26 protein-coding genes are annotated in these 25,568 nt (G+C 69.3%); 13 read left to right on the plus strand and 13 right to left on the minus strand.

Annotated elements, in window-relative coordinates; genetic code table 11:
- Window positions 1–57: 57 nt before the first annotated feature.
- The 4 genes from ACLJPX_RS05055 to ACLJPX_RS05070 form a co-directional block, all read right to left on the minus strand.
- Window positions 58–945, minus strand: coding sequence for a sigma-70 family RNA polymerase sigma factor (locus ACLJPX_RS05055; RefSeq protein ID WP_410598934.1), 888 nt, complete (start codon window positions 943–945; stop codon window positions 58–60).
- A 69-nt stretch (window positions 946–1,014) separates the two neighbouring features.
- Window positions 1,015–2,361: an FtsX-like permease family protein gene (locus tag ACLJPX_RS05060; protein ID WP_410598935.1), complete on the minus strand. Its 1,347-nt coding sequence runs from the start codon at window positions 2,359–2,361 to the stop codon at window positions 1,015–1,017.
- 93 nt (window positions 2,362–2,454) lie between these two features.
- Window positions 2,455–3,489, minus strand: coding sequence for a 4Fe-4S binding protein (locus ACLJPX_RS05065; protein ID WP_410598936.1), 1,035 nt, complete (start codon window positions 3,487–3,489; stop codon window positions 2,455–2,457).
- Window positions 3,486–4,667: a thiolase family protein gene (locus ACLJPX_RS05070; RefSeq protein ID WP_410598937.1), complete on the minus strand. Its 1,182-nt coding sequence runs from the start codon at window positions 4,665–4,667 to the stop codon at window positions 3,486–3,488. Before ACLJPX_RS05070 ends, ACLJPX_RS05065 begins: the two co-directional genes overlap by 4 nt.
- 89 nt (window positions 4,668–4,756) lie before the next feature.
- Here ACLJPX_RS05070 and ACLJPX_RS05075 point away from each other — a divergent pair, with 89 nt between their 5' ends.
- Window positions 4,757–5,203 (plus strand): winged helix-turn-helix transcriptional regulator, encoded by a 447-nt coding sequence (locus tag ACLJPX_RS05075; RefSeq protein ID WP_410598938.1) that lies wholly within the window; start codon window positions 4,757–4,759, stop codon window positions 5,201–5,203.
- Between the two features lie 43 nt (window positions 5,204–5,246).
- On the opposite strand, the gene ACLJPX_RS05080 is transcribed toward ACLJPX_RS05075, so the two are convergent.
- Together ACLJPX_RS05080 and ACLJPX_RS05085 are read right to left on the minus strand one after the other, a co-directional pair.
- Entirely contained in the window at window positions 5,247–5,822 is a 576-nt protein-coding gene (locus ACLJPX_RS05080; protein ID WP_410598939.1) for a DUF2867 domain-containing protein, read from the minus strand.
- Entirely contained in the window at window positions 5,819–6,103 is a 285-nt protein-coding gene (locus ACLJPX_RS05085; protein ID WP_410598940.1) for an antibiotic biosynthesis monooxygenase family protein, read from the minus strand. The genes ACLJPX_RS05080 and ACLJPX_RS05085 overlap by 4 nt, the downstream gene beginning before the upstream one ends.
- 92 nt (window positions 6,104–6,195) lie before the next feature.
- Between ACLJPX_RS05085 and ACLJPX_RS05090 the strand changes: the two genes are divergently transcribed.
- Complete coding sequence (locus ACLJPX_RS05090; RefSeq protein ID WP_410598941.1) at window positions 6,196–6,759, plus strand: TetR/AcrR family transcriptional regulator; 564 nt, start codon at window positions 6,196–6,198, stop codon at window positions 6,757–6,759.
- A 43-nt stretch (window positions 6,760–6,802) separates the two neighbouring features.
- On the plus strand, window positions 6,803–7,198 hold the full coding sequence (locus ACLJPX_RS05095; protein WP_410598942.1) for a hypothetical protein: 396 nt from the start codon (window positions 6,803–6,805) through the stop codon (window positions 7,196–7,198).
- 4 nt (window positions 7,199–7,202) lie between these two features.
- On the opposite strand, the gene ACLJPX_RS05100 is transcribed toward ACLJPX_RS05095, so the two are convergent.
- From ACLJPX_RS05100 to ACLJPX_RS05110, 3 genes are read right to left on the minus strand one after another with little or no spacing between them, the layout of a single operon-like run.
- Window positions 7,203–7,349 carry a hypothetical protein gene (locus ACLJPX_RS05100; protein WP_168214319.1) on the minus strand — a complete coding sequence of 49 codons (147 nt, stop codon included), beginning with the start codon at window positions 7,347–7,349 and terminating at the stop codon, window positions 7,203–7,205.
- Window positions 7,346–8,569, minus strand: a complete 1,224-nt coding sequence (locus tag ACLJPX_RS05105) for a hypothetical protein (RefSeq protein WP_410598943.1) — start codon at window positions 8,567–8,569, stop codon at window positions 7,346–7,348. Before ACLJPX_RS05105 ends, ACLJPX_RS05100 begins: the two co-directional genes overlap by 4 nt.
- Entirely contained in the window at window positions 8,566–8,931 is a 366-nt protein-coding gene (locus ACLJPX_RS05110; protein WP_410598944.1) for a hypothetical protein, read from the minus strand. Before ACLJPX_RS05110 ends, ACLJPX_RS05105 begins: the two co-directional genes overlap by 4 nt.
- A gap of 106 nt (window positions 8,932–9,037) precedes the next feature.
- On the opposite strand from ACLJPX_RS05110, the gene ACLJPX_RS05115 reads away from it, so the two are divergent.
- The 6 genes from ACLJPX_RS05115 to mptB all read left to right on the plus strand — a co-directional run bounded on the left by ACLJPX_RS05115 (window position 9,038) and on the right by mptB (window position 18,214).
- Entirely contained in the window at window positions 9,038–10,834 is a 1,797-nt protein-coding gene (locus ACLJPX_RS05115; RefSeq protein ID WP_410598945.1) for a hypothetical protein, read from the plus strand.
- Window positions 10,835–11,143: 309 nt separating this feature from the next.
- A complete protein-coding gene (locus ACLJPX_RS05120) occupies window positions 11,144–12,982 on the plus strand; it encodes an ABC transporter substrate-binding protein (protein WP_410598946.1) in 1,839 nt (612 codons plus the stop codon).
- Between the two features lie 9 nt (window positions 12,983–12,991).
- On the plus strand, window positions 12,992–14,023 hold the full coding sequence (locus ACLJPX_RS05125) for an ABC transporter permease (protein ID WP_410598947.1): 1,032 nt from the start codon (window positions 12,992–12,994) through the stop codon (window positions 14,021–14,023).
- Complete coding sequence (locus ACLJPX_RS05130; protein WP_410598948.1) at window positions 14,020–14,925, plus strand: ABC transporter permease; 906 nt, start codon at window positions 14,020–14,022, stop codon at window positions 14,923–14,925. Before ACLJPX_RS05125 ends, ACLJPX_RS05130 begins: the two co-directional genes overlap by 4 nt.
- The gene (gene nikE / locus ACLJPX_RS05135) at window positions 14,922–16,571 is read left to right on the plus strand and encodes a nickel ABC transporter ATP-binding protein NikE (protein ID WP_410598949.1); all 1,650 of its coding nucleotides are present in this window, start codon (window positions 14,922–14,924) and stop codon (window positions 16,569–16,571) included. Before ACLJPX_RS05130 ends, nikE begins: the two co-directional genes overlap by 4 nt.
- A gap of 83 nt (window positions 16,572–16,654) precedes the next feature.
- Window positions 16,655–18,214, plus strand: coding sequence for a polyprenol phosphomannose-dependent alpha 1,6 mannosyltransferase MptB (gene mptB / locus ACLJPX_RS05140; RefSeq protein ID WP_410598950.1), 1,560 nt, complete (start codon window positions 16,655–16,657; stop codon window positions 18,212–18,214).
- A 151-nt stretch (window positions 18,215–18,365) separates the two neighbouring features.
- Here mptB and ACLJPX_RS05145 read toward each other — a convergent pair whose 3' ends face one another.
- Genes ACLJPX_RS05145 through ACLJPX_RS05160 form a run of 4 tightly spaced genes read right to left on the minus strand, consistent with a single transcriptional unit; the run spans window position 18,366 to window position 22,296 of the window.
- A complete protein-coding gene (locus ACLJPX_RS05145) occupies window positions 18,366–18,782 on the minus strand; it encodes a TIGR03668 family PPOX class F420-dependent oxidoreductase (RefSeq protein WP_410598951.1) in 417 nt (138 codons plus the stop codon).
- A 14-nt stretch (window positions 18,783–18,796) separates the two neighbouring features.
- A complete protein-coding gene (locus ACLJPX_RS05150; RefSeq protein WP_410598952.1) occupies window positions 18,797–19,423 on the minus strand; it encodes a class I SAM-dependent methyltransferase in 627 nt (208 codons plus the stop codon).
- 48 nt (window positions 19,424–19,471) lie between these two features.
- Entirely contained in the window at window positions 19,472–20,359 is an 888-nt protein-coding gene (locus ACLJPX_RS05155) for an LD-carboxypeptidase (RefSeq protein WP_410598953.1), read from the minus strand.
- A complete protein-coding gene (locus ACLJPX_RS05160; RefSeq protein WP_410598954.1) occupies window positions 20,356–22,296 on the minus strand; it encodes a S9 family peptidase in 1,941 nt (646 codons plus the stop codon). The genes ACLJPX_RS05155 and ACLJPX_RS05160 overlap by 4 nt, the downstream gene beginning before the upstream one ends.
- Before the next feature lie 133 nt (window positions 22,297–22,429).
- Between ACLJPX_RS05160 and ACLJPX_RS05165 the strand changes: the two genes are divergently transcribed.
- From ACLJPX_RS05165 to ACLJPX_RS05180, 4 genes are read left to right on the plus strand one after another with little or no spacing between them, the layout of a single operon-like run.
- Window positions 22,430–23,005, plus strand: a complete 576-nt coding sequence (locus tag ACLJPX_RS05165; RefSeq protein ID WP_101607741.1) for a DUF3090 domain-containing protein — start codon at window positions 22,430–22,432, stop codon at window positions 23,003–23,005.
- A 4-nt stretch (window positions 23,006–23,009) separates the two neighbouring features.
- Window positions 23,010–23,792, plus strand: a complete 783-nt coding sequence (locus tag ACLJPX_RS05170) for an SCO1664 family protein (RefSeq protein WP_410598955.1) — start codon at window positions 23,010–23,012, stop codon at window positions 23,790–23,792.
- Window positions 23,777–24,670: a phosphotransferase gene (locus ACLJPX_RS05175; RefSeq protein WP_410598956.1), complete on the plus strand. Its 894-nt coding sequence runs from the start codon at window positions 23,777–23,779 to the stop codon at window positions 24,668–24,670. The genes ACLJPX_RS05170 and ACLJPX_RS05175 overlap by 16 nt, the downstream gene beginning before the upstream one ends.
- A gap of 50 nt (window positions 24,671–24,720) precedes the next feature.
- Window positions 24,721–25,536, plus strand: coding sequence for a DUF3097 domain-containing protein (locus tag ACLJPX_RS05180; protein ID WP_410598957.1), 816 nt, complete (start codon window positions 24,721–24,723; stop codon window positions 25,534–25,536).
- Window positions 25,537–25,568: the final 32 nt, after the last annotated feature.

Below are 25,568 nucleotides of genomic sequence, written 5' to 3' on the forward strand. Positions count from 1 at the left end.
ACGTCAGGAAAGGGGCTTTCAGGACGGAAACGTCTTGAAAGCCCCTTTCCCGACACCTCAGCCGAGGGGTTCGAAGTCGAGCGTGGCGAGGCGGTCCGGGCCGGAGAGGATGTCGATCTCCGCGATCTTCCCGTCCACGACGGTGAAGGCGAAGAGCGTTTGCGGCACGCCGTCCTTGGTGACGACCATCCCGGCCGCACCGTTGACCAGCACGGGCCGCGGCACCCCGCCCGCGCCGAACTTCCGGAACATGAGCGCCTGTCCCGCGACCTGGGCCGCCCCTCGCACGGAGCGTGAGGTCCCCGCCGGTACCGCGCCGCCCTCGGCGCGGAGCACCACGTCCGGGTCGAGCACCGACACCAGCGCGTCGAAGTCGCCGCCCCGGGCGGCGGCGAAGAAGGCGTCGACGACTTCCCGCTGACGGTTCAGATCCGCGTCCGGGACCGTCGGAGAGCCCTGCAGACGGCGGCGGGCCCGGCTGGCGAGTTGCCGGGTCGCGCCCGGCGTCCGGCCCACGATCGGCGCGATCTCGTCGAAGGGCAGGGCGAACATGTCGTGCAGGACGAACGCGAGCCGCTCGGCGGGGTCCAGCGTGTCGAGCACGACCAGGAGCGCCAGCCCGACCGAATCCGCCAGCAGGACCTGGTGTTCCGGATCGATCCCGCCCGCGCGGCCGATGATCGGGTCGGGAAGCTGTGCGCCGACCGGGTCCTCGTGCCGCGACTTGCGCGAGCGCAGCATGTCGAGGCAGATCCGGCCGACGACGGTGGTCAGCCAGCCGCCGAGGTTGTCCACGTCCTCGCCGCCTGCCCGGCTGAGCCGCAGCCATGCCTCCTGCACCGCGTCGTCCGCCTCGCTCAGCGAACCGAGCATCCGGTACGCCACCGCCCTCAGGTGCGTCCGGTGTCCCTCGAAACGCCGTGCCAGCCAGTCGTGTTCGCCCACGGTCCCCATCCTTCTCCGCTATCAGTCGTAACCCTGACGGATGACGGAGCGCGGATGTGACAGCGGGGTTCAGCCTCGCTGTCCGGCTTGGATCGCCGGGGTGCGCATCGCCTTCGCCGCCGCGCCCAGGTGCGAACCGAGGGTCAGCACCACCGCGATTCCGGCGATGGCGAGGTAGAACCCGATCGTCCGGTCCGGCACGAGCCCGCCGGTCCTGGCGACGCTGTAGGGGATCACGGTCACGGCCGACGCGAGCGAGCCGAGCAGGACGCCGATCGCCACCAGGACGGTCCCTTCGGTGCCGACCAGCCGCAGGACCTGCGACGGCGTCGAACCGATGAGCCGCTGCTGGCCGAATTCCCGCCGCCGCCCGACGACCGCGGCCACGACCGTGTTCACCAGCATCACCGCGGCGAACAGCGCGATCATCCCGACGACGACGTAGTTCAGCGTCTCGATACTCCCCGCGATCTCCGACGGCGCGGTGCCCGCGACGTTCTCGATGGCCTGCATGGACAGCGTCCCGGCCGCGATCCCGGTGAACAGGATGATCGGCACCAGTACCCCGGCCAGCTGACGGCTGCGCACGCGAAGATGCGCCGCGGTGAGATGACCGCAGACACCCGTCCGGCGCAGCGGTGCGGCCAGCACGGCGGCGATCGGGCCGAGTAACGCGGGGGAGAGGAGCGCGAAACCGATCGCGGAGAGGATCCCGCCCTGACCGCCGACCGCCATCAGCGCGGGCTCGGTCCCGGTGAACGCGATCATCGTCGCCAGACCGCAGCCGAGGCCCGCCGCCAGCACGACCACCGCGCCGATCACACGGATCCGGCTGGTCGGCCCGGTGTCGACGCTCGCCTCGCGAATCGCCTCGACCGCTCCGCGCCGGGTCACCTGACGAGCGGTGACGGCCGAGGCGGCCAGCGCCGCGAGAAGGGTGATGCCGGTGCCCATCGAGACCGCGATCGGGCCGAACCGCGCGTCCAGCCCCGCCGGTATCCGGCCCGTGTCGCCCAGCAGCGTGACCAGCCATCGGCCGGCGAAGATCGACGGCAGGACGGACACGGCCGAGGCGAGAACCGCGACGGCCGCCGCTTCGACGGTGATCATCCGGCCGATCTGTACCGGCGTCGCACCGGCACTCTTGAGCAAGGCCAGTTCCGGGGCGCGTTGCCTGATCAGCAACGACAGCGTCGAGAGCGTCGCGAACAGGACGATCACCAGACCCCAGCCTCCGACGACGCTCGCCATGATCAGCAGCGTCTCGCCGGCTTCCGGGCCCGCGGCCGTCCGGGTGTCCAAAAGGGACGAGAAGGTCATCAGGATCGTGGCGCCGAAGAACATCGCGGCGAAGCTCGCGAGGAATCCGGCCGGACGACGGCGGAGCGACGACAACGCCAGCTTGGTCGCGATCATGTGAAGGTCCTCCCCAGTGCCTTGCCGCCAGACTAGGGAGGCATCGAGGCACCGGACATGGGACAAACCCCCGTACGCGAGGTGGGGCCGGCCTTACCGTGCCGGGTAGCCGCCGTCGACCTCCTTCACCGGCTTGTGCGGAAACCGCCGTTCGGCGTAGGCCTTGGCCGCGGAACCCTGCCGTACGTACAGCGTTTCCACCTTGTCCTGCAACGGTTTCACCACGGTCCCGAGGAAGCCGCGGCGATCGTCGAGATAGGGCCCGAGCACGTCTTCGCCCGCCGGGCAGACGGCCATGCAGTACGCGGCCTTGTAGTTCGGCTTGAACGCGAGGCTCTGCCACATCGACACGTTCTCGGAATCGGTCACCCTCGACCGGAAGTCGGCGGCGTCCTCGCTGTCGGCCACGGTCTGCGCCCAGTCGGTGAAGCCGCTCATGAACTCGCGGTAGTTGTGCGTCGAGCAAGCGAGGAAGTCGAACTCGCCGGTCTTCGAGATCGCTCCGATCGGGCAAGCCGCGACGCACAACTTGCACTCCAGGCAAGGGTTGTAGTCGAGGGATTCGCCGTAGGTGGACACCTCGGCGTCGACCAGCAACGTCGCCAACAGCACGAAGTTCCCGAACTTCGGGTGGATCACGTTGCGGTGCAGTCCCATCGCGCCGAGCCCGGCGGCGACGGCGACCGTCTTGTGCGCGACCACCCAGATCCGGCCGGGATAGTTCTCCATCTCCATCGGGAAGGTCGCCGACGGGTTGATCGCGCGGTACCCGGCGTCCTGCAGCGTCCGGACGATCGCGTGCCCGGCTTCGTTGATGATCTCGCCGCTGCGGTGGAACTCCTGATTGGCCACGCTGCGGGCGGGGGAGCGGACGTCGTCACGGTTCATCCGCACGACGAGCGAGACCAGGGTCTTGGTGCCGGGCAGTGCCCGCAGGACGTGCTCGCGTTCGCCTGTCAGGTCGGGGTGATCGAGCGAGACGGCCGCGGCGTCGTCGGCGCCCGCGGCGAGGCAGATCTCCCTGAGCCAGGCGGCGTCGATCACCGGCGACGGCTTCTCGCGAGGTTTGGCGAGCACCGCCTTCACCGACGGATGGTCCGCCAGTTTCTTGGGGAGCCGGCCGGTCACAACGCCTCCAGGATGGTCGCGTTGGCCTGGCCGCCGCCTTCGCACATCGCCTGCAGGCCGTACCGGGCGCCGTGGTGGTGCAGCGCGTTGACCAGCGTGCCCATCAGCCGGGTCCCGCTCGCGCCGAGCGGGTGGCCCAGCGCGATCGCGCCGCCGTGGACGTTGACCTTGGCCGGATCGGCGCCGGTTTCCTGCTGCCACGCGAGCACGACACTCGCGAACGCCTCGTTGATCTCGAACAGGTCGATGTCTTCGAGTCGCAGACCCGCGCGCCGCAGCACCTTCTCCGTCGCCGGGATGACACCGGTGAGCATGAGCAGCGGGTCGGACCCGGTGACGGCGAAACTGTGCAGGCGGGCACGGGGCCGCAGGCCCAGCCGGGCAGCGGTCTCGCTGGAGGTGATGAGCACGGCGGAGGCGCCGTCGTTGATCGGGCTGCTGTTGCCCGCGGTCACCGACCAGTCGATCTGCGGGAACCGCTCGGCCACGCCCGGATCCTGGAACGCCGGGCGCAGTTTGGCGAGCGTTTCGAGATCGGTGCCGGGCCGGACGGACTCGTCGGTGGACGCCAGGCCCGACGGCGTCTCGATCGGCACGATCTGGCTCGCGAACCGCCCGAGGTCGTGCGCCCTCGCCGCCTTCCGGTGCGACGACACCGCGAACTCGTCCATCGCCTCGCGGGTGAGCGACCACTTCGCGGCGATGAGTTCGGCGCTGATCCCCTGCGGTACCAAGCCTTCCGGATAGCGCTCGGCGACGCCGGGGCCGAGGGGATCGGTACCCGGCAGTACGTTCGACCACATCGGGACCCGGCTCATGGACTCGACACCACAGGCGATGACGACGTCGTACGCGCCAGCCATCACGCCTTGCGCGGCGAAGTGCACGGCCTGCTGACTGCTGCCGCACTGCCGGTCGACGGTGGTCGCGGGCACGCTTTCCGGCAGTCCGGCCGCGAGCGCGGCCCACCGCGTGACGTTCTGGGCCTGCTCGCCGACCTGGTCGACCGCGCCGCCGATGACGTCGTCGATCAGGACCGGGTCGAGCCCGTTGCGCTCGACGAGCTTGCGCAAGGTGTGGGCGAGCAACTGGACCGGATGGACCTCGTGCAGGGCGCCGCCGGGCTTGCCCTTGCCGATCGGGGTACGGACGGCGTCGACGATGACCGCGTCGTGCACGGCTGCCTCCAGAAGTGAGTTGGTTTCTCCAACTCACTGTGGCACCGAGTGGGTTGGAAATCAAGACTCACTGGGTTTACGCTGGTCGTATGACCGAAGCACCGAGGGACTGCTCGATCGCCAACGCGATGGAGGTGATCGGGGAGCGCTGGAGCCTGCTCGCGCTGCGCGAGGTGTTCTTCGGGGCGCGGCGGTTCGATCAGATCGTCCGCAACACCGGCGCGAGCCGGGACATCCTGACCGCGCGGCTGCGCAAGCTCGTCGAGGCGGGAATCCTCGAGAAACGGCTGTACGAAGAGCATCCGCCGCGGTACGAGTACGTGCTCACCAAGGCCGGGCACGCCCTCAACCACGTGCTGCTCAACCTCATGGCGTGGGGCGACGAGTACGTCACGGAAGGGCCGCCGCCGACGGTGTGGCGCCATTCGTGCGGCGAGGACCTCGCGCCGGAGACGGTGTGCGCGCACTGCCGCGAACCGGTGCGGGAGAAGGACATGACCCTGGTGCGGAGCAGCCGGCGCGTTCGTGGCTCGTGAGTGGCAAGGGCGGTTCTAACCGTCCTTACCACTCACGAGGGGGTTAGCGGGACTTCCACTCCCGCTCGACCATCCGCAGGAGCGCGGGGTAGACGAACAGGTACCGGAACGGCTTGATGAACCCCATGTACGCCCGGCCGAACCGGCCGTTGGGTTTGACCAGCACCGCCATCTGACCGCGATACCGCCCCGGCTCGTCCTCGATCCACGCGAGATGCAGGACGCCGTGCATGGTCCGGTTCGCCATCTCGGCGGCGAACTCGTCGTCGAGCAGGTACAGCGGCGTGAACGGCAGCCAGTCCTCGTCCGGTCCCGTGGGGGTGTCCCGCAGGCCTTCGGGCAGCCTGTCGCGCAGCGACCCGACCCGGGAATCGAGGCCGGAGTCGCGGCCGTCCAGCCGGAGCAGCGCGCCGAGTTTCCAGCGCAGCGACCACAGGGCGCGCACGATGAGCGGTGCACCGTCCGGGAAATCGCCCGACGAGAACTGCTTCACCAGCTCGGCGAAGTCGTCAGGTCCGCCGGGTGTTTCCAGCGCCCAGACGTCTTCGAGGTCGAAGTCCCCGGCGACCTCGTGGATCCGCCAAGCCCGCGTCGTGTGGGCCGTGTTCGCGAGCTTCATGCCGACACCAGTTGGACGATCTCGCGCGGGCGGACTTCGCGGTCGTCGAAGGCGACGTCCACGTCCGCGGATCCCAGTGCTCGCATCGAAGCCGCCTGTGCCGCCTCGGATTCCCAGCGCACGATCGACACCACGGCGTCGCCGGCGGGGGTGACCCAGCATTCGGCGGCGAGGCAGCCAGGAGTGGAGCGCAAGACGTCGGCCACTCGCTGGACGCGCGAGACGAAAGCGTCGTGATGGTCGGTGTGCGGGTAGTGCGTGGCCACGAATCCGACAGTCATGTCGTTGGTTCCTCCCAGTGAACTCCGCCATCTATACGGTAGCGTATATATCGTCGTCGTGGTGCGGGAGTGACGGGGGATACGGTGATCACATGGCCGCCGAAACCCGGACCCCGCCGAGCGCCTGGATCGATGCGGGGTTGCTCGCCCTAGCCGCCGGAGGACCCGACGCGGTCCGCGTCGAGGCGCTCGCCAAAGCGCTGGGTGTCACCAAAGGCGGGTTTTACGGCCATTTCGCCGATCGCGGCGCGCTGATCGAGGAAATGCTCGCCACCTGGGAGCGGATGAGCACCGGCCTGCTGTTCGAGAGCGTCGAGCGCGAAGGCGGCGACGCCAGGGCGAAGATCCGGCGCGCGGGCTTGCTCGCCAGTGATCGCCTGCTGCCGATCGACCTCGCGATCCGCGACTGGGCCCGGCGTGACCCGGAGGTGGCCGAACGGCTCCGGCGGGTCGACAACCAGCGGATGGACTACCTGCGGTCCCTCATGCGCGAGATCTTCGCCGACGAGGACGAGGTCGAAGCCCGCTGCCTGCTCGCGTTCTCGCTGTTGATCGGCAAGCACTTCATGGCCGCGGACCACGGCGCTCGCAGCCGCGACGAGGTCACGGAACTGGCGGGGAAGCTGATTCTCGGCGGGCCCGGTCATGACGGCTGAGGCGGGCCACCGGCTCTTGACCTTCTTGAGTGAGGTTCAGGCGATGAAGGTCGCCGAGGCGAGGTGGCGACTCAGCGGCTCGATTTGGCACGCCACTGTGGACGTCGAGCCGCGACGCTGGCTCGGACTGGCGTTCGAGGTGCTGGACCCCGTGACCGGCAAGCGCGCCACCTATGACATCGACACCGACCTGTACGACCTGACGCGGGAAGACCAGCGTGAGTTCGCGGAGGAGATCGAGCGCGACATCATCGAGTTCCTCGGCAACTTGAGGAAGGGCGAAGTCCTGCGCGGAAACGACGGGACGAAGTTCGTGCTCGTCTTTCCGCTGGACGGTTCCTATGTCCGCGTCGTCCAGGGTCGCTTCATGTCGAGCGCGTCCGCGCACGCCGATCTCACCGCAGCCTGTGCCGGCGGTGACTTCGCCCCGGTCGCATGACGAGCTAGTCGTCGTCCTCTTCGGGTGTCGTGGGGACCTGCTTGCGCGCGACGTAGATGAGCAGCCCGATGATCACCACGGGGCCGACGAAGATGAGGATCTCGTCCCAGCCGCCCTGGTGCATCATCATCACCCGCGCCGCGAGGGTCATGAGCCGGAGACCAGCGCGATCCCGAGCGCGGTGTAGCCGATCATCAGCGCCAGCATGGGGTACTGGCCCACCTTGACGTAGTTCGCGCGCAGCACGCCGACGGAACGATCATGTGCCGAGGTTACGGCCAGCACGTGCCCGGCGACGATTCCGGCGATCTGCACCAGCGCGATCACGCCGGTCGAGACGACCGTGTAGTCGATCGCGCGGCCGAAGCCCTGCTGGCCGGAGAACACGGCGAACGAGAAGTAATGCGCGACGGTGTAACCGACCATGATCGGGATCAACGACGGCGCGAACGCCGGATACGGGTCGAACCCGCGTCGCAGATATGGCCTGGTCAGGCTGATGGCACCCGCGTAGGCGCCGTAGGTGAGCGCGATACAGGCCGCGAGCCCCGCGGTGCCGCCGAGGACACCGGCGTCCAGCGACGTCCAGAAGGGGAGCCGGGTCAGGCCGTCGAACGCCGTCGAGCCGAGGACCACCAATACCAGCGCGGTCAGCCACGGCGCGGGGGAGATGGTGAGCAGCCCGTCCAGCGGATTCCTGACCACGAGACGCCCGTCGCCGCGCCTGCCGAACGGGGAGAGGGTCGCGATCAGGCGCGCGTAGACCTCGAACGCGTCGCCGCGGTCGAACCAGCGCGGACCGAAGACCACCCCGAGCGCGATGTGTATAACGGCATACACGGCGCAGAAAAGAGCGATCGCACGGGGCGAGTCCGAGTGCGGGAAGACCAGTTCCAGCCAAAGAAACGCGAGGAGGCCGACGATCGCGGGCAGGTAGCCCAGCCGGTCCGGGAGTTCGCGATGCCGTGCGGGGATCAGCGACGCGACCGTCCTCAGTGGATTCAGCCGTCGCCAGACCGGGCCGAACAGGAGCGAAAGCGGGACCAGGCCGACCCAGAACCAGACGTAGAACCACGCCGGAGCCGGGTTGTCGGCCGAAGTCCCGGGACCGGCCCAGGCCATCGCCAGGAACCCCGCGAACAGCAGGACACCGACCGCGCGCAGCGCGACCCGGGTGAACCCGCTGTCGGCGAACCGTTGCACGGCGAGGGGGAGCGCGCGACCGGCGTCCGCGCCGCGGAGCTTGGGTTCCTTCCAGAGCACGGTGAGCGCGAAGAACGAGATCACGACGGCGGCCGCCCCCGCGTAGAGCGCGAGCCACAGCGGGACCGGCAGGTCGGACCGGCCGCCGAGACCGTGCGCCAGGATCATCCGCTCACCCGGAGCTTGGTCACCGCCGCGCCGCTCTTGTGCAGTTCCACCTCGAAGATCCCGTCGATGTTCGCGGCGAAGGCGACGGTCCCCGGTACCCCGGGAGCCAGCTGGGCGGCCTTGTCGTAGCCGTGGACGTGCAGTTCGTCCGCCTGGTCGGAGGTGACCTCCAGTGCGAGGTTCTCGCCGGTGCGCACCGCGACCTCTTCCGGGCCCGCCGTGCGCTTGCCCTCGGTGATCGAGAACTTCACGGTCCGGGTGCCGGTGCCCGGCGCCGGTTCGGAACCGGCCGATCCCGAACAGCCCGTCACAGCCAGCAGCGCGGCCACGGTGATCCCGCAGATCCCGCCGATCCTCCGCATCGAGGTTCCTCCAAGTCGTACGCCCCGGCTTGCCTGGCCGGGACCTTGCCCCTATCGTGTTACCCCAAGGTAACAGTTACTCAGGTTAGCAGGAAGGCGAACAACGGTGTTCTTGGCTCAGGAGAGCCCGCCTGCGGGCGGTGCGCAATTCGGGCAGATCGTCATCGCGGGCCTGATGTTCACCGCGGTCTTCCTGCCTCTGGCTGTTTTCGTCCTCCGTGAGCGCGCGGGAAAGAAGACCGTCATCGGTCGCGTCGCCGACTGGATGGGCGACCTCAGCGGTCTGCCGCGCTGGGCCGCGCTGCCGATGTTCGTCGCCTTTCTCTCCGGGATGTCGGCGCTGATCGGCGTCTACTGGGACGTGCCGATCCACATGGAACTCGGCCGCGACGAAGGCCCGCTCGCGAACCCGTCGCACTACCCGATCTACTTCGGACTGATGGGCATCTTCGCCAGCGGCGTGCTCAGCGCGACCCTGGCGACGAAGAACCTGCCCAAGCGCACGTTCAAGATCGGCCCGCACTGGCGGGCGCCGATGGGCTCCATCCAGATGATGGCGACCGGTCTGGTCGGCATCGCCGGGTTCCCGCTCGACGACGTCTGGCACCGGCTCTTCGGCCAGGACGTCACCGAATGGGGACCGACGCACGTCCTGATGATCGGCGGCGGCGTCGGCGTCGTGCTGGGCCTGCAGTTGCTGCTTGGCGAGGCCCGTCAGGCCGGTGCGACCGGGCCGATCGTGCGGCTGCTCGGCCCGGTGCTCGCCGGCGCCTGGATGATGGGCGCTTCGGCCTTCCTCATGGAGTTCGACCTCGGCGTCCCGCAGTTCCCGATGCTGTCCCAGGTGGTGCTCGTCGGCCTGATCGGCGCCTGGACGCTGACCTACGGACGGCTGTCCTGGGGCCCCGGCGGCGCGCTGATCGTCGTCGCGGTCTTCCTCGCCTCCCGCGCTTCCTTCACCGTCATCCCGCTGTTCGCCGACCTGCACGTGGCCTCGCTGCTGCCGTACATCGCCGAAGCGGTGATCATCGAGGTCGTCGCGCTGGCGATGCGGAACAGGCAGGGTTACTCCTTCGCCGCTGTCGCAGGTCTGCTCGTGGGGACGGCCGGGATGCTCGCCGAGGCGGCGTTCACCCACTGGCTGATGCCGAACCCGTGGCCGGTCGCCCATCTGCCGTTGTTCGTCCTGTTCGGGACCGGCGCGGCGCTCGCGGGCGCGTTCATCGGCGTCTGGCAGTACCAGCGGGTGGAGGAGACGGCGACCCAGGTGCCCGCGGCTGGCCCCCGGCACGCGATCGGGCTGGTCGGCGCGCTGGGCGCGGTCGTCCTGATGTCGTCGGTCGCCGTCCCGCAGGATCCGGAACCGGGATTCACCGCCGACGTCCGGCTGACCGAAGCCGCGGCCGGACAGCCGATCTCGAACCCGCACGGTGGCGGCACACCCCGATGGGTCGACGCGACCGTCACCCTCTCCCGGCCCGATCTGGCGGACGACTCGGTCTGGCTGAACGGCTTCGCCTGGCAGGGTGGCGACTTCTTCACCGCGCCGCTGGAAAAGATCGGCGACGGCGTCTACCGCACGGCGCAGCCGCTGCCGGTGTTCGGACAATGGAAGACCGGGATCCGCGTGCACGTCCCGAACCGGATGATGGGGCTCGCCCCGATCTACGCGCCCGCCGACCCGGCCGCGAACGCGCCGGCGATCGACGTGGCGTCCGGGCCGCGGGTGTTCATGTCCGAGATCGAGTTCCTGCAGCGGGAGCGGAAGTCGGAAACGCCCGCCGTGCTGTGGACGGTCGCGTACGCGGTCGTCGGGCTCATCTTCGCCGGCATGTGGGCGCTGTTCGCGTGGCTCTACGCGGCCGCCGCCACCGCGCGGCGGCGTGAGGTCCCGGTCGGCTGAGGCGAGTACGGTCCGGTCCGGTCACGCGGCGTCACTTTGCTCGCGCTTCGCCGGTACGTATCGATTGAGCATCATCGCGCGCAAGCCTTTTGCAAGCACGCTTCCCTTGAATACCCAGGACACTGCACGTGGTCCCGCTTCACGCGCGGAATTGGTGACTCAACGCTACGTTCACTGAACGTAAAGTAGCTGTTGACCACGCGATGACGTCCGCCGTGCACGATCGGTATTGGCGAGTCATTGCGCGGTTACCGCGACATGTGGTTACTTTTCCGCTTCGGGGGTTGGGTCACAGCGAGTTTCGATGGGGTGGTCTTCGTGCGCACAGAGCGTTTTCCCAGGCGACGGCGCGGTCTTCGCGTAGTCGCGGTCCTCGCCGCTTCGGCGGTCGCGACGGTGCCTTTCGTGCCGGTCGCGGCGGCGCAGCAGCAGGGCAAGGTGTTACGGGTGGCGCTCACGACCGGGATCGACCACCTGAACCCCTTCACCGCCACGCTGTCGGCGGCGACGCAGGTCGGCCGGTTCAACTACGAGTTCCTCACGCTGCCTTCGGCGGAGGACACCCAGCCCACCGGCGGGGTCGCGGAGTCGTGGAAGACCTCCGACGACAAGCTCACCTGGACCTTCACCATCCGCCAGGGCATGAAGTGGTCGGACGGCAAGCCGGTGACCGCGCAGGACCCGGCGTACACCTTCCAGCGGATGCTCGACGACGAGAACGCCCGCACCGCGAACGGCAGCTACGTCACCAACTTCGCGTCGGTGTCGGCTCCGGACGACAAGACGCTCGTCATCAAGACCAAGGCGCCGCAGTCGAGCATGACCTCGCTCGACGTCCCGATCGTGCCCAAGCACATCTGGGAGCCGATCAAGGACCTCAACGCCCCCTCGACCGACGAGATGGCTGTGGTCGGCGTCGGCAGCGGCCCGTACCTGCTGACCGAGTACAAGAAGAACGAGTTCGTGAAGTTCAAGGCGAACAAGGACTACTGGCGTGGCGCGCCGAAGGTCGACGAGCTGCAGCTGCTGCAGTTCAAGGACGCCGAGGCGGCGGTGAACGCGCTCAAGCAGGGCGAGGTCGACGTCATCAACCGGCTCACGCCGACGCAGTTCGACGCGCTCAAGGGCGAGAAGAACATCACCACGAACAAGGCGCCGGGGCGCCGGTACAACGAGATCATCCTCAACTTCGGCGTGAAGAACGTCGCCGACCAGCCGATCGGTGACGGCAATCCGCTGCTGAAGGACATCCGCGTCCGCAAGGCGATCGCGCAGGCCATCGACACCCAGGCGATCGTCGACCGGGTGATGAGCGGTTACGGCCAGCCCGGAACCGGCGTCGTGCCCGCGATCTACAAGGCCTACACCTGGTCCCCGGGCGATGCCGAGAAGACCAAGTTCGACATCGGCGCCGCGAACGCCACGCTCGACCAGGCAGGGTTCGCCAAGGGACCCGACGGCATCCGCGTCGGCCCCGGCGGGGCGAAGCTGGAGTTCCGGCTCACCGGCCACGCGAACCGCCCGTTCGACCAGCGGACCGCGCAGTTCGTCTCCGGCTGGCTCAAGGACGCCGGCATCGGCGTCAAGCAGGAACTCGTTTCCGACGACGAGCTGAACGACCGCACCACCGCGGGCAACTACGACCTCGCGATCTCCGGTTACGGCACTTCGCCGGACCCGGATTACGCGCTGTCGCTCAACACCTGCGCCGCCCGCCCGAACGCCGAAGGCAACGGCGGCAGCAGCGCGACCTTCTTCTGCGACCCGCAGTTCGAAGACCTGTACAAGAAGCAGCTGACCGAGTTCGACCCGGCCAAGCGCGCCGAGATCGTCAAGCAGGCCCAGGCCGTGCTGGCGAACCAGTACGTCGACGTCGTCCTGGACTACGACAACGTGCTCGAGGCCTACCGCTCGGACAAGTTCGCCTCGTTCGCCAAGCAGCCGCAGCCCGACGGCGCGATCCTCGAGCAGACCGGCTACTGGGGCGTCTACGGCGCGACCCCGGCCGACGCGGCCGCGGCCAGTTCCGAGGACGGTGGCAGCAACACCGGACTGTGGATCGGCATCGGCGCGGTCGTGCTCGTGGTGCTCGTCGGCGGCGGAGTGCTGCTCGGACGGCGCGGCAAGTCCGCCGACGACCGGGAGTAAAGGACAGCGTTGACCGAGGCACTCAGTTCTCTCGACCAGACCTCGGCGCTCGTCGATCCCGACGAGCGCCGAGGGGGGACCGGCACCACCCGGTTCGTTCTCTCCAAGATCGGCGGCGCGCTGGCGAGCCTCGCGCTCGTCGTCGTGCTCGGCTTCTTCCTGTTCCGGACACTGCCCGGCGATCCCGTCCGGTTCATGGTCCGCGACCGGCCGACCGACGCGAAGATGATCGCGGAGCTGCGGGAGCGGATGGGCGTGGACAAGCCGCTGCTCCAGCAGTTCTGGGACTACGTCGTCGCTCTGCTCCAGGGCGACATGGGCGGCTCGTACCTTCAGCAGCGCCCGGTCGCCGACATGATCGGCGAGCGGTTGTGGCCGACGATCCTGCTCGTCGGCAGCGCGACCGTGCTGGCGATCGCCCTCGGCCTGTGGCTCGGCATCCGTGCGGGCTGGCGCCGGGGGAGCAGGTTCGACAAGGTCCAAACGGGACTCGCGCTGACCCTGTGGTCGGTCCCGCAGTTCTGGCTCGGGCTCATCCTGCTGGTCTCCACCAACGGCCTGTTCCCGAGCCGGGGCATGCATTCCCCGGACGTGGAGCCGGGTTTCTTCAGTGAAGGGCTCGACGTCCTCCACCATCTCGTGCTGCCGTGCGTGACCTTGCTGGTGGTGTTCTACGCCCAGTACATGCTGGTCATGCGGTCGTCGCTGATCGGCGAGATGAATTCGGACTACCTCACCACCGCGCGCGCCAAGGGCCTGCGCGACGACCTGGTCCGCAAGCGGCACGCCGTGCCCAACGCCCTGCTGCCGACGGTGACGCTGGTCTTCATGCAGTTCGGCATGGTGGTCTCTGGCGCTGTCTCGGTCGAGGCCGTGTTCAGCTGGCCGGGCCTCGGGCAATTGCTCTACGAAGCGCTGCGCGGCCCTGATCTGCCTGTGCTGCAGGGCGTCTTCGTCGTCCTCGCGGGCTCGGTGGTGCTGATGAATCTGCTCGCGGAGTTGCTCTACCGCGTGCTCGACCCCAGGGTGCGGACGGCATGACCACAGCGGAAAAACCCGGCTCGATCGTCTGGCGCCGCCGTCGCGCGGCCGTGGCGAAGCACTGGCACGAATTCACCACGAACAAGGCGGGCGTCTTCGGCCTGGCCTTCCTCGGCGTCATCACGGTGCTGGCCATCCTCGCCCCGGTGATCTCGGACGAGTCCGGGCTCGACGTCACCAAGGCCACCGGCGGTTCCCTGAACCCGCCCAGCGGGGAGTACTGGCTGGGCACCGAGATCGACGGCCGCTCGGTCCTGCTGATGACGTTCTGGGGCGCGCGGATCTCGCTGCTCGTCGGCTTCTCGGCGGCGTTCCTTTCGGTACTGATCGGCACGGTCATCGGCATCGCGGCCGCGCATTTCGGCGGCTGGCTGTCCGGCCTGCTGCTGCGGTTCACGGACTTCTTCCTCGTGCTCCCGTCGCTCGTGCTCGCCGTGGCGCTGGCCTCGGTGCTGGAGCAGGGCACGCTGACGGTGATCGTCGCCATCGGTGTCACCGCCTGGCCGAGCACCGCGCGCCTGGTCCGGGCGCAGACCCTGACGATCGAGGGCCGTCCGTACATCGAGCGCGCGAAGGCGCTCGGCGGCGGCCACCTGCACATCGTCGGCAAGCACGTGCTGCCCGGCGTCATGCCGCTCGTACTGGCCAACACCACCCTCGTCGTCGGCAACGCGGTCATCGCGGACGCGACACTGGCCTTCCTCGGCGTCGGCAACCCGAACACCGTCTCCTGGGGCGCCATGCTGCAGTCCGCGCTGAACAACGGCGCGATCAGCAAGGGCGCCTGGTGGAACCTGCTGCCACCGGGTATCGCGATCGTCGTGGTCGTCCTCGCCTTCACCCTCGTCGGACGTGCGCTGGAAACCGTGCTGAACCCGCGCCTGAAGGGACAGCACTCATGAGCCCCTTGCTGGAACTGAAGAACCTCGGCGTCACCTACGCCACCGGTGGCGGCGAGGTCGCCGCCGTCCGGGGTGTCGACCTGGTCCTCGAACCCGGCGACACCCTCGGGGTGGCGGGGGAGTCGGGCTCGGGCAAGTCGACGGTCGCGATGAGCGTGCTGCGGCTGCTCCCGCGTTCGGCGAAGGTCAGCGGCGAAATCCTGCTGGACGGCGAAGACGTCACGGCGATGAAGTGGGGACGGCTGCGCGCGGTGCGCTGGGCCGAGGCGTCGGTCGTGTTCCAGGGCGCGATGCACGCGCTCAACCCGGTCCGCAAGATCGGCGAGCAGATCGCCGAGCCGATCCGCCTGCACCCGCCCGGCGGCAAGGCGCTGTCGGACGCCGCGGTCCAGGCCAGGGTCACGGAACTGCTCGAACAGGTCGACCTGCCGCCCGGCCGGGCCGGGGCGTACCCACACGAGCTGTCCGGCGGGCAGAAGCAGCGCGTCATGATCGCGATGGCGTTGGCCTGTTCGCCGCGGCTGATCATCGCGGACGAGCCGACGACCGCGCTCGACGTCGTCGTGCAGGCGCAGGTGCTCGACCTGCTGGGCAGGCTGGTCGCGGAGCAGGGGATCGGGCTGATCATGATCAGCCACGACCTGTCGGTGCTCGCCGCGACCTGCCGTCGGATCGCGGTGATGTACGACGGCGAGATCGTCGAGGAACGGCCGAGCGCGGAGCTGATGAGCGCGCCGCGTCACGAGCACAGCAAGGCGCTCGCGGCCGCGTTCCCGACCGTCGGCGACCCGGTGTCCCGGTTCGCGCCCGCCACCAGCACCCCGTTGCCGCCGGAACCCGACCGCTCCGGTGAGCAGCCCGCGCTGCTGGAGGCCGAAGACCTGCGCGTCAGCTTCCGCGACCGCACGGGCAAGCGGATCAACGCCGTCGCCGGGGTCACCCTCCAGGTGCGGAAGGACGAGATCGTCGCGCTCGTCGGCCAGTCCGGCTCGGGTAAGACGACCCTCGCCAGGACGCTGCTCGGGCTGCAGAAACCCGACTCCGGCGCGGTGCGGTACGACGGCAAGCCGGTCCCGCTCGGTGGTGCCGGGCTCAAGGCGTACCGGCGGCAGGTCCAGCTGGTCCTGCAGGATCCGACCAGCGCGCTGAACCCGAACCACACGGTGTACGAGGCCGTCGCGGAAGGCCCCCGCATCCACGGCATGGGTGCGAACGAGCACGAGATCGTCACCAAGGCGCTCGAAGCGGCGGAACTGCGGCCCGCGGAGAAGTTCCTCGACCGGCTCCCGCACGAACTGTCCGGTGGGCAGCGGCAGCGCGTGGTCATCGCCGGTGCGCTCGCGCTGGACCCTGGCGTGATCGTGGCGGACGAGCCGGTGGCGTCGCTCGACGCGTCGGTGCGGGGGGAGATCCTCGCGCTGCTGCTGCGCCTGCGACGTGAGCTGGGTCTCGCCGGGCTCGTGATCACCCACGACCTCGGGCTGGCCTGGAACATCGCCGACCGCGTCGCGGTGATGTACCGCGGTGAGCTGGTGGAGGTCGGTACCGTGGAAGAGGTCCTGCTGGACCCCGAACACGACTACACGAAGTCGCTGCTCGCCGCGCTTCCCGGTGGCACCGCCCAGCGAGCGGCGGTCGACCGCTGAGCGACGGAATTCCCGTGCCCGACGCGGAAGATACCCATTGCCGCGCACTCGCACAGGCGCGGTGTGTAACCTCCAATCTCGAAATGGCGACCACGACAGACACCCCGCAGACGCCCTCGGCCGGTTCGCTCGGCGAGCGGCTCCGGGTGCCATCCCGGTTCCCGTACCGCACGATCGCGATGGGGACCATCGGCAGCACGCTGCTGATGCTGGCCGCGCTCGGCGCCGGGGGCATCCTCATCCGTGACCCGGTCCTGGGCCACGGACCGTTGTCGTGGATCCGCTACGGCCACGGCCGCATGCTGGCCAACGCGATGCTCTACACGGGCTTCGCGCTGATCATCTGGGCCTGGGTCCGGCTGGGCCGCTACGCGCTCGCCGGCCGGATCGGCAGCCGTCCGATCGTGATCGCCGCCGCCTGCTGGATGGCGCCGCTCCTGGTCTCGCCGCCGCTGTTCACCCGCGACGTCTTCTCCTACCTCGCGCAGGGCGCGCAGCTGCTCAACGGGCTCGACCCGTACGCCAACGGCCCGGCCGAACTGACCGTGCTGCCGGACGTCGTGCAGAACGTCCACCCGCTGTGGCAGACCACCCCCGCGCCGTACGGTCCGCTGTTCCTGCTGTTCGCCAAGTGGATCGTCGCGGTCACCGGCAACGACATGATCGCCGGCGTCATCGCGACCCGCCTGGTGCTGATGATCGGCCTGGTCGGGATGCTGTGGTCGCTGCCGCGGCTGGTCAAGCACCTCGGCGGCAAGCTGCCGATCACCCTGTGGCTCGCGATCGCCAGCCCGATGACGGTGATCCACCTCGTCGGCGGACCGCACAACGACCTGCTGATGCTCGGCTTCCTCACCGTCGGCGTGCTGGCCGCGCTGGAACGCAAGCACGTCGTCGCGATCGTCCTGGTCACCATCGGCATGCTGATCAAGCCCACCGCGGCGTGGGCGCTGCCGTTCCTGGTCTGGGTCTGGGCGAACCACCTGCCCGGCGACCGGAAGGTGGTCAACTTCTTCCGGGCGGGCGCCGCGTCGGTCGGGATCTTCCTGCCGGTGTTCGTCGCGGGCACCTGGCTTTCGCTGGGTTCGGTCAACCTCGGCTGGCTGGGCGGCCTCAAGGCGCCGACGCTGATCGCGAACTGGATGAACTTCCCGACCGGGATCGGCGAGATCGTCTACTCGCTGGTGAACCTGGTGATCGACGTCGAGGTCTCGCCGTTCGTCACCGTGTTCCGGGCGATCGCGATGGTCGGCCTGTTCGTCTTCGCCGGTCGCCAGTGGTGGCTGGCCCGCAACGGCGGCAACCCGGCGATCCACCGGATGGCGATCGTCCTGCTGGCCGGTGCGATCGTCCCACCGCCCTCGCTGCCGTGGTACCTGACCTGGGGTTTCGTGGTCCTGTCCGCCTTCGAATGGCGTCGGCGGAACCTTGCCGTCGTCGTCGCGGTGTCGGTGTTCGTGACGCTGGTGTACTACCCGACCGGCGAGCAGGCGCTGTACGACTGGTGGTTCATGGCGGGTGTCGTCGTCGCGAGCGTGTACGCGGCCGCTTCGCTGCTGCGGCCGGATCCGCTGGGGATCATCGCCGCCTGGCGGGGGAAGCCGGTGGAGCAGTTCCTGCCCGCCGAGGCCCCGCGTTCCTGACGCTGGAAGTACGTGAAGGCCCCCTTCCTTGCGCTAGACGCAAGGAAGGGGGCCTTCACGTACTTGGGATCCGGTCACCAAAGTGTATAACGACCTATACGGCCGGGCAATCGGCATCGTGTTGCCACAGAACGGCAACACGACAAAAACGCTAAGACGCCCGCCACCCGCTCCAGGAGCGGACGAGCGTGCTCACCACGGCATGCGGAGGCGGCTGCGCCTCGTACTGCGGGTACTTCTCCCGCAGCAACCGCGCCGGCAGCGCTTGCTCGTCGGGATCGGTCAGCACCCGGGCGACCCCGTCGGCCCGCGCCCACCACAGTCCGGCCCAGTCCTCGTCGTAATGGTCGGTCAGGAAGCTGACCGCGGGGTTCTCGGCGATGTTCTTCAGCCGCCGCAACGCCGTCGTGCTCTTCGGCTTGTGATCGATCGCGAAAGCGACCGAATCGCCTTCGACGACGAAAGTCACCGGCACCAGGTGGGGCACACCGTCCGAACCCGTCGTCGCCAGCCGCGCGATCCGCTCGCCCTCGAACCTCGACCTGGCTTCCGCAGGCGTCAATCGCATGCGGTCAACGGTACCTAGGCAGCGCGCCGCACGCGGAGCACGTTGTCCGACCGGGTTCCCTCCTGGCCCTCGGGGCCTGGGAAATCGCGCGTCACGACTTCCTTCAACTCCACGGTCCACTCGCTGTCGGCCAGCGCGAGCGCTTCGAGGACCTCGGCGGGTGTCGGGAAGTGGAAGTCCTTGTGCGGCGGCTCTTCCAGCCACGTCGGCCAGCCCGCGTGGCCGACGACGATCAGCGTGCCGCCGGGAGCGACCGCCTCGGAGGCGCGGCGGAGTGCCTTGTCCCGTTCGTCGTCCACGGCGACGGGGGAGTGGAAGAACTGCGCGGAGACGAGGTCGAATTGTCCCTCCGGGAACGACTTCGCCAGGTCGTGACGCTCCCAGACGATGCCGTCGGCACCGGCTTCGGCCGCGTGCCCGGCGGCACGCTTCAGCGCGACGTCCGAGATGTCGACGGCGGTGACCCGCCATCCCTGTTGCGTGAGCCAGATCGCGTCGCCGCCTTCGCCGCAGCCGAGATCGAGCGCCGCTCCCGGCGCCAGCGCCGCGACCTCACGCACGAGGAGCGGGTTCGCCTTGCCGCTCCAGACCTGGTCCTTGTCCCGGTAGAAGTCTTCCCAGAACTGCTGTGTGGAATCCATGACCGAAAGATGCCTCCGAACCGGCCGGATCCGCCAGTTCCGTTGCCGTTATGGCAAAACCACGAGCGTGCCCGCGTCGGCGTCGAGGGTGGCCCGCGCACCGAGAGGGATGGTCGGCGACGCCGGGACGTGCCCGAACCCGAAATCCCAGACCGTCGGCACGTCGAGCGGCCCCAGCCTGTCGAGCATCAGGTCGCGGATCGCCCCGGGATCACCGCATGCGGCCCACGAGCCGAGAACGATCCCCTGGACGCCGTCGAACCAGCCCGAACGCAGCAGCTGGGTCAGCATCCGGTCGATCCGGTACGCGCTCTCGGTGACGTCCTCCAGCAGCACGATCGCGTCCCGCGCCGAGCCCTGCTCCGGGGCACCGAGGCCCGAGGCCAGCAGGGCGAGGTTGCCGCCGATGAGCGTCCCGGTCGCGGCGCCCGGCACGAGCGGCGACCCTGTCGGCGAGGTGATCGTCTGTACCTCGTCCGGTTCGAACAGCGACAACCGCAGATGTTCGGCGGCCACGTCGTCGAACAGGGTGGTCGCGGGCAAGGGAGAGAACAGCGTCTCCAGTCCCAAGTGGACGTTCACGGCGCGGTGCAGCGCGGTCACGTCGCTCGACCCGGCGAACATCTTGGGCCCGGCCGCCCGCAACGCCGCCCAGTCGACCAGGTCGAGCATGCGCTGCGAGCCGTAGCCACCGCGGGCGGCGAGGACACAGGTCACCCCCGGATCCAGCCATGCCTCGGTGAACTCGGCGGCCCGCGCCTCGTCGGGTGCGGACAGGTAGCCGGTGGGCGCCGCGCGGACGCACTCGCCGACGCGGACCTCGACGCCCCAGCCGTGCAGGACGGGCAGCGTCTTCTCGACCAGTTCCACCGGGACCGGACCCGCCGGAGCGACCAGCGCGATCGTGTCGCCCGGCCGTGTCTTCGGCGGCTTCACCGGCTCAGCCGCAGCTTCGGCACGCCGGGCGTCTCGAAACCGAAGACCTGGCCGTAGAACGACAACTCCGCTTCGAGCGCGGCCACGATCGTCTCCGCTTTCCGGAAACCGTGTTGCTCGCCCTCGAACCTCAGATAGGCGTGATCGATTCCCCGCCCCGCGAGCCCGGCCACGAACCGGTCCGCCTGCTCCGGCGGGCAGATCTCGTCCTCGAGGCCTTGCAGGAACAAGAGCGGGCCGGCGAGGGTGCCCGCGTTGTTGATCGGTGAGCGGTCCTTGTAGCGCTGTGCGGCCTCCGGCAGCGGGCCGACCAGTCCGTCGAGGTAGCGGGACTCGAAGTCGTGCGTCTCGCCGCCGTCGCCGGTCCACTGATCGAGGTCGAGGATCGGGTACATCACGGTGCCGGCGCGGTAGGTCGTCGTGGTGGTCAGCGAAGCGGCGGAGGTGTATCCGCCCGCGCTGCCGCCGCGGATGGCCAGCCGGTCGCCGTCGACGGTGCCTTCGGCGGCCAGTGCTTCGGCGACGGTGACGCAGTCCGCGACGTCGACGACGCCCCACTGCTCCCGCAGCCGCTCACGGTAGGCGCGTCCATAGCCGGTGGAGCCGCCGTAGTTCACCGTGACGACGGCGATCCCGCGGCTGGTGAAGTAGGCGATCTCGGAGTCGAGCACCGCGCTGTCCCGGCCGGTGGGCCCGCCGTGCGGGTACACGAACAGCGGCGGCCGTTCCCCCTCCGGTGCGGTGAAGTCGGCGTTCGCGGGCAGGTAGACGAAGGCCGGGATCTGGTCGCCGTCGCCGGTTTTGAAGACCCGCTCCACGGGCGTCGACAGATAGGCGGACGACGGCGGTTCGGGCGATGGCGCGAGTTCTGTCACCGTCCCGCGTTCGAGATCGACCTTCACCACGGCGCCTTCGCGTTCCGGGCCCGCCGCGACGCCGACGACGCCGCCTTCGTGGACGGCGAAACCGTTGGTGGACCACGCGGTCAGGTCGGCGGCCGCCGCGACCGGGGTGACCTCCCGCGTCGTCTCGTCGAGGACGGCGAGCTTGCCCGAGGCGATGACCGCGAACCGGCCGTCCCCGACCGGCGTGAACCAGCGTGCGCCGAGTTTCCACTGCGCGCCGCCGATCTCCTGCTCGGACGGCGCCAGGTTCGTGACGGTGCCGTCGAGCCCGACGCGGTGCAGGTTCCACCAGCCGTCCGGGTCGAGCAGTGCCAGCAGGCTGTCGGCCGACTCCCATTCGACCTGGCAGACGGAGACGTCGGCCGCACCCGCGAGGACGTGGTGGGGTCCGAACGTCCCGTCCCCGCGGATCTCGGCGACGCACAGTTCCGTGCCGTCCCAAGGCATCGCGGGGTGATTCCAGCCGACCCACGCCGCACGCGCGCCGTCGGGCGACAGCTGCGGGGCGGTGAGGAAGTGATGGCTGGCCGTCAGGACCCGTTCCGGACCGCCGTCGAGGGGGACCGCGATGAGGTCCCGTGCGATGTCGACGCGCCTGGGGCCGGTGCTGCGTTCGCGGACGAGCCACACTTCGCCGTCCGCGCCGGGCCGGAGATCGCTGTAGCGGATCCCGTGCCGGGCCGCCGGTTCCGGCGTCAGAGGTGCGGTCGCGCCGGTGGTCAGGTCTCGGCGGTAGACGCGCTGATCCGCCCAGTGGGTGAAGACGAGGACGTCGCCGAGCACGAGCCAGGGACGGCCGCCGTACTCGTGCACGCGGTTCCGGACGTTCCACGGAGCGGGAAGGACGTCTTCGACAGTGCCGTCCGCGCGGCACCTCACGAGGGTGACGCGACCGCCTTCACCGGTTCTCGCTTCGGCCCACCAGACCTCGTCTCCCGCCGTTCCGAGCCATTGCGCGCTGACTCCCGAAGCCGCGACATCGGCGGCCGACAGGGGAGACGTCCAGGTGCCGTAAGGGGCGATCTCAACCACAGCTGAAGACTAGGATCGGGTCTTTGCCCGTGGTGGCCCGGGGCACACCTGGCCCAGGCGGAGTTTCGCCCTTGGCAGAACCGTGGGGCGGCGGATGCCGATCATGGGGTCGTGGCCTAGGGTCAAAGGTGCCATGTCTCGCGTAATCCACGTCTTCCGCCAGCCCGACCGGTTCGTCGCAGGAACCGTCGGTGAGCCCGGCGACCGCACGTTCTACCTCCAGGCGTCCGAGGACGTCCGCACGATCAGTGTGACGATCGAAAAACAGCAGGTCGTGGTCTTGGCCGAAAGGCTCGGCTCGCTGCTGGAAGAGGTCGCCAGCCGGTTCGGCGCGGACGTACCGGACGACGCGCCCGACGAGCTTCTCGACGTCGACCCCCTCACCGTCCCGGTCGAGGAGGAGTTCCGCGTCGGCACGATGGGGCTCGGCTGGGACGCCGACAGCAGCGCCGTCGTCATCGAGCTGCTCGCGATGACCGAAGGCGAGGTGGACGAAACGGTCGTTCTGGACGACACCGAAGAGGGGCCGGACGCCGTCCGCGTCTTCCTGTCGCCGGGCGCGGCGCGCGCGTTCGCCGAACGTGCCGACAGGGTGGTCAACGCCGGCCGCAAACCGTGTCCGTTGTGCGCCGAGCCGCTCGACCCGGCGGGCCACATCTGCCCGCGGCAGAACGGGTACCGGCGCGACGTCGACGTCCTCGAGGACTGATCAGGTGGCCGAGAGCTCGCTGGAGCTGGTGACGCGCGGCAAGATCGACGTCGAAGGCAGGCTCGTCGACGCCTCCAACGTCACGCTCTTCTGCAAGATCGAACTCGACGGCGTGACCGGTGACGTCGTGTACAAGCCGGTGTCGGGCGAGCGGCCGCTGTGGGACTTCCCGGACGGGACGCTCGCCGGCCGTGAGGTCGCGACGGCGATGATCGCCGAAGCGTCCGGGCTCGGCGCGATCCCGCCGACGGTGCTGCGCGACGGGCCGTTCGGTCCCGGAATGGTGCAGCTGTGGATCGAGACCACCGAAGAGGAACTGGTCGACGTCCGATCCCCGGAGAGCCTGCCGGACGACTGGCGCGTCGTGCTGCACGCGCACGACCGTGACGGTGAGCCCGCGGTGCTCGCGCACGCGGATCGCCAGGGGATGCGGGAACTGGCCGTGCTCGACATCGTCGTCAACAACACCGACCGCAAGGGCGGGCATCTGCTCGCCGGCGTCGACGGCCGGATCTACGGCGTGGACCACGGGATCTGCCTGCACACCGACCCGAAACTGCGGACGGTGCTCTGGGGCTGGATCGGCGAGTCGCTCACCGAAGCCGAGGTCGGCAAGCTGCGCGGCCTGCGCGAGCAACTGGACGGCGAGTTCGGTGAGGCGTTGAGCGAGCACCTCACCGGGTTCGAGATCCGTGCGCTGGCCGAGCGCACCGAGCAGCTCCTGACGGCGGGCGTCTTTCCCGCGCCGGGTGACGACTGGCGTGCCATCCCATGGCCGCTGTTCTGATCGACGATCAGGCCCGTGCGCGCCTGATCACGCGATTCGGTGACGACGCCGCGGACTGGTGCGACGCGCTGCCCGCACTCGTGGCCCGGCTGGCGGAGCAATGGGGACTCACCGTCCTCGACGCGAAACCGGGCAACACCGGTCGCACGCTGATCTGCGCCGGGGACGACGGCGCCAAGAAGGTTCTCAAGCTCACCCCCGATCACACCATCGCCGAGTCCGAGGCTGCGGCGTTGCGGGCGTGGGACGGCTGCTCTCGCGTCGTCCAGGTGCTCGCCACCGAACTCGCCGACGGGGCGATCCTGATGGAAGGCATCGATCCGGGTACGGAGCTGCGTGAGTCGGGGGTGAACGTCCCCTGGTCCGAGGTCGGCGACCTGCTGGCCCAGATCCACGCGGTGACCCCGCCCGCCGGTTTCTCGACGCTCGAAGACCGCGTCTCCTTCATGTACGGGCTCGCGGAGCGAGGGCTTCGCGGCTCGGTGGCCGAAGCGACGTTGTCACTGGAGACGCTCGACCGTGCCCGTCTGCGGGCACTCGCCCTCGCGACCGATGGGGGCGGGAGTTCGATCGTGCACGGCGATCTGCACCCGGGCAACGTCCTCGACGGCGGGCCCGGCAGGGGAGTGGTCGCCATCGATCCGCGACCGAGTGTCGGTGATCCGTCCTTCGATCTGGCCGACTGGGTCACGCTGCCGATGACCGAGGGCGGCACGCTCGAGGACGGCTTCGACGCCATCGCGCCGCATCTGCCCGGGTTCGACGCCGAGCGTGTCCGGGCGTGGTGTGTCGCGCTGTCGCCGCTGTTCGTGATGCGCCCGCTCGAACGCGGTGAACGGACCCCGTTCGTCGAAGCGATGCTCCGGATGACGGCCTGACCGGCGTGGCGGGGAGACGCTGACCCCGGGCACCGCTAGCGTCGTCCGCCGTGCGCTCTCATTCGTATGACGACGTGCTGTCCGGTCCGCGCAAGCGGAAGATCCCCGAGGTGCCCGCGGAACCGGGCCTCGTGGTCGAAGACCCGGCCAGCGGGTATTGCGGCGCCGTGGTGAAGATCGAGTACGGCAACGTCGTGCTGGAGGACCGGCACGGCAAGCATCGGGTGTTCCCGCTGAACCCCGCGGGTTTCCTGCTCGAAGGCAAACCGGTCACGCTGGTGCCGTCGAAGGCGGCCCCGAAGACCCCGGAACGGCGGATTTCCGCGTCCGGGTCGGTCCACGTGGGCGGTCTCAAGGCCCGGGTCGCGCGCGATTCGCGCATCTGGGTGGAAGGCAAGCACGACGCCGAACTCGTCGAGCGGGTCTGGGGACACGACCTGCGGGTCGAAGGCGTCGTGGTAGAACCACTCGATGGGGTGGACGTGCTGGCCGACCGCATCGGTGACTTCGGCACCGGTCCCGGCCGCCGCCTCGGCGTGCTGGTCGACCACCTGGTCGCGGGCAGCAAGGAGTCCCGCATCGTCGACGGGATCCGCGACGAGAACGTGCTGATCACCGGTCACCCGTACATCGACATCTGGGAAGCGGTGAAGCCGTCGGTCGTCGGTATCCGCGCCTGGCCGAAGATCCCGCGCGGCACGGAGTGGAAACAGGGTGTCTGCGACGCGCTCGGCTGGGGCGAGCCGTGGGAGGGCTGGCAGCGGGTCCTGGCGGCGGTCGGCAGCTACCGGGATCTGGAAACGCCGCTGATCGGAGCGGTGGAGCGGCTCATCGACTTCGTCTCCGACCCGGGCGAGGAGTCCTGAATGACCGGTTTGCGCGAGGTCACTCAAGGTCA

The organism is Amycolatopsis sp. lyj-90, assembly GCF_046549035.1.
In the GTDB taxonomy this organism is placed as follows: domain Bacteria; phylum Actinomycetota; class Actinomycetes; order Mycobacteriales; family Pseudonocardiaceae; genus Amycolatopsis.

Excerpts from the sequence above, each read along its gene's own strand:
- ACLJPX_RS05130 (WP_410598948.1), top strand. The coding sequence starts at position 14,020 with ATGACCACAGCGGAAAAACCCGGCTCGATCGTCTGGCGCCGCCGTCGC.
- ACLJPX_RS05080 (WP_410598939.1), bottom strand. The coding sequence starts at position 5,822 with ATGAAGCTCGCGAACACGGCCCACACGACGCGGGCTTGGCGGATCCAC.
- nikE (WP_410598949.1), top strand. The coding sequence starts at position 14,922 with ATGAGCCCCTTGCTGGAACTGAAGAACCTCGGCGTCACCTACGCCACC.
- ACLJPX_RS05145 (WP_410598951.1), bottom strand. The coding sequence starts at position 18,782 with ATGCGATTGACGCCTGCGGAAGCCAGGTCGAGGTTCGAGGGCGAGCGG.
- ACLJPX_RS05085 (WP_410598940.1), bottom strand. The coding sequence starts at position 6,103 with ATGACTGTCGGATTCGTGGCCACGCACTACCCGCACACCGACCATCAC.
- ACLJPX_RS05105 (WP_410598943.1), bottom strand. The coding sequence starts at position 8,569 with ATGATCCTGGCGCACGGTCTCGGCGGCCGGTCCGACCTGCCGGTCCCG.
- ACLJPX_RS05100 (WP_168214319.1), bottom strand. The coding sequence starts at position 7,349 with ATGACCCTCGCGGCGCGGGTGATGATGATGCACCAGGGCGGCTGGGAC.
- ACLJPX_RS05110 (WP_410598944.1), bottom strand. The coding sequence starts at position 8,931 with ATGCGGAGGATCGGCGGGATCTGCGGGATCACCGTGGCCGCGCTGCTG.
- ACLJPX_RS05090 (WP_410598941.1), top strand. The coding sequence starts at position 6,196 with ATGGCCGCCGAAACCCGGACCCCGCCGAGCGCCTGGATCGATGCGGGG.
- ACLJPX_RS05060 (WP_410598935.1), bottom strand. The coding sequence starts at position 2,361 with ATGATCGCGACCAAGCTGGCGTTGTCGTCGCTCCGCCGTCGTCCGGCC.
- ACLJPX_RS05095 (WP_410598942.1), top strand. The coding sequence starts at position 6,803 with ATGAAGGTCGCCGAGGCGAGGTGGCGACTCAGCGGCTCGATTTGGCAC.
- ACLJPX_RS05150 (WP_410598952.1), bottom strand. The coding sequence starts at position 19,423 with ATGGATTCCACACAGCAGTTCTGGGAAGACTTCTACCGGGACAAGGAC.
- ACLJPX_RS05175 (WP_410598956.1), top strand. The coding sequence starts at position 23,777 with ATGGCCGCTGTTCTGATCGACGATCAGGCCCGTGCGCGCCTGATCACG.
- mptB (WP_410598950.1), top strand. The coding sequence starts at position 16,655 with ATGGCGACCACGACAGACACCCCGCAGACGCCCTCGGCCGGTTCGCTC.
- ACLJPX_RS05075 (WP_410598938.1), top strand. The coding sequence starts at position 4,757 with ATGACCGAAGCACCGAGGGACTGCTCGATCGCCAACGCGATGGAGGTG.
- ACLJPX_RS05165 (WP_101607741.1), top strand. The coding sequence starts at position 22,430 with ATGTCTCGCGTAATCCACGTCTTCCGCCAGCCCGACCGGTTCGTCGCA.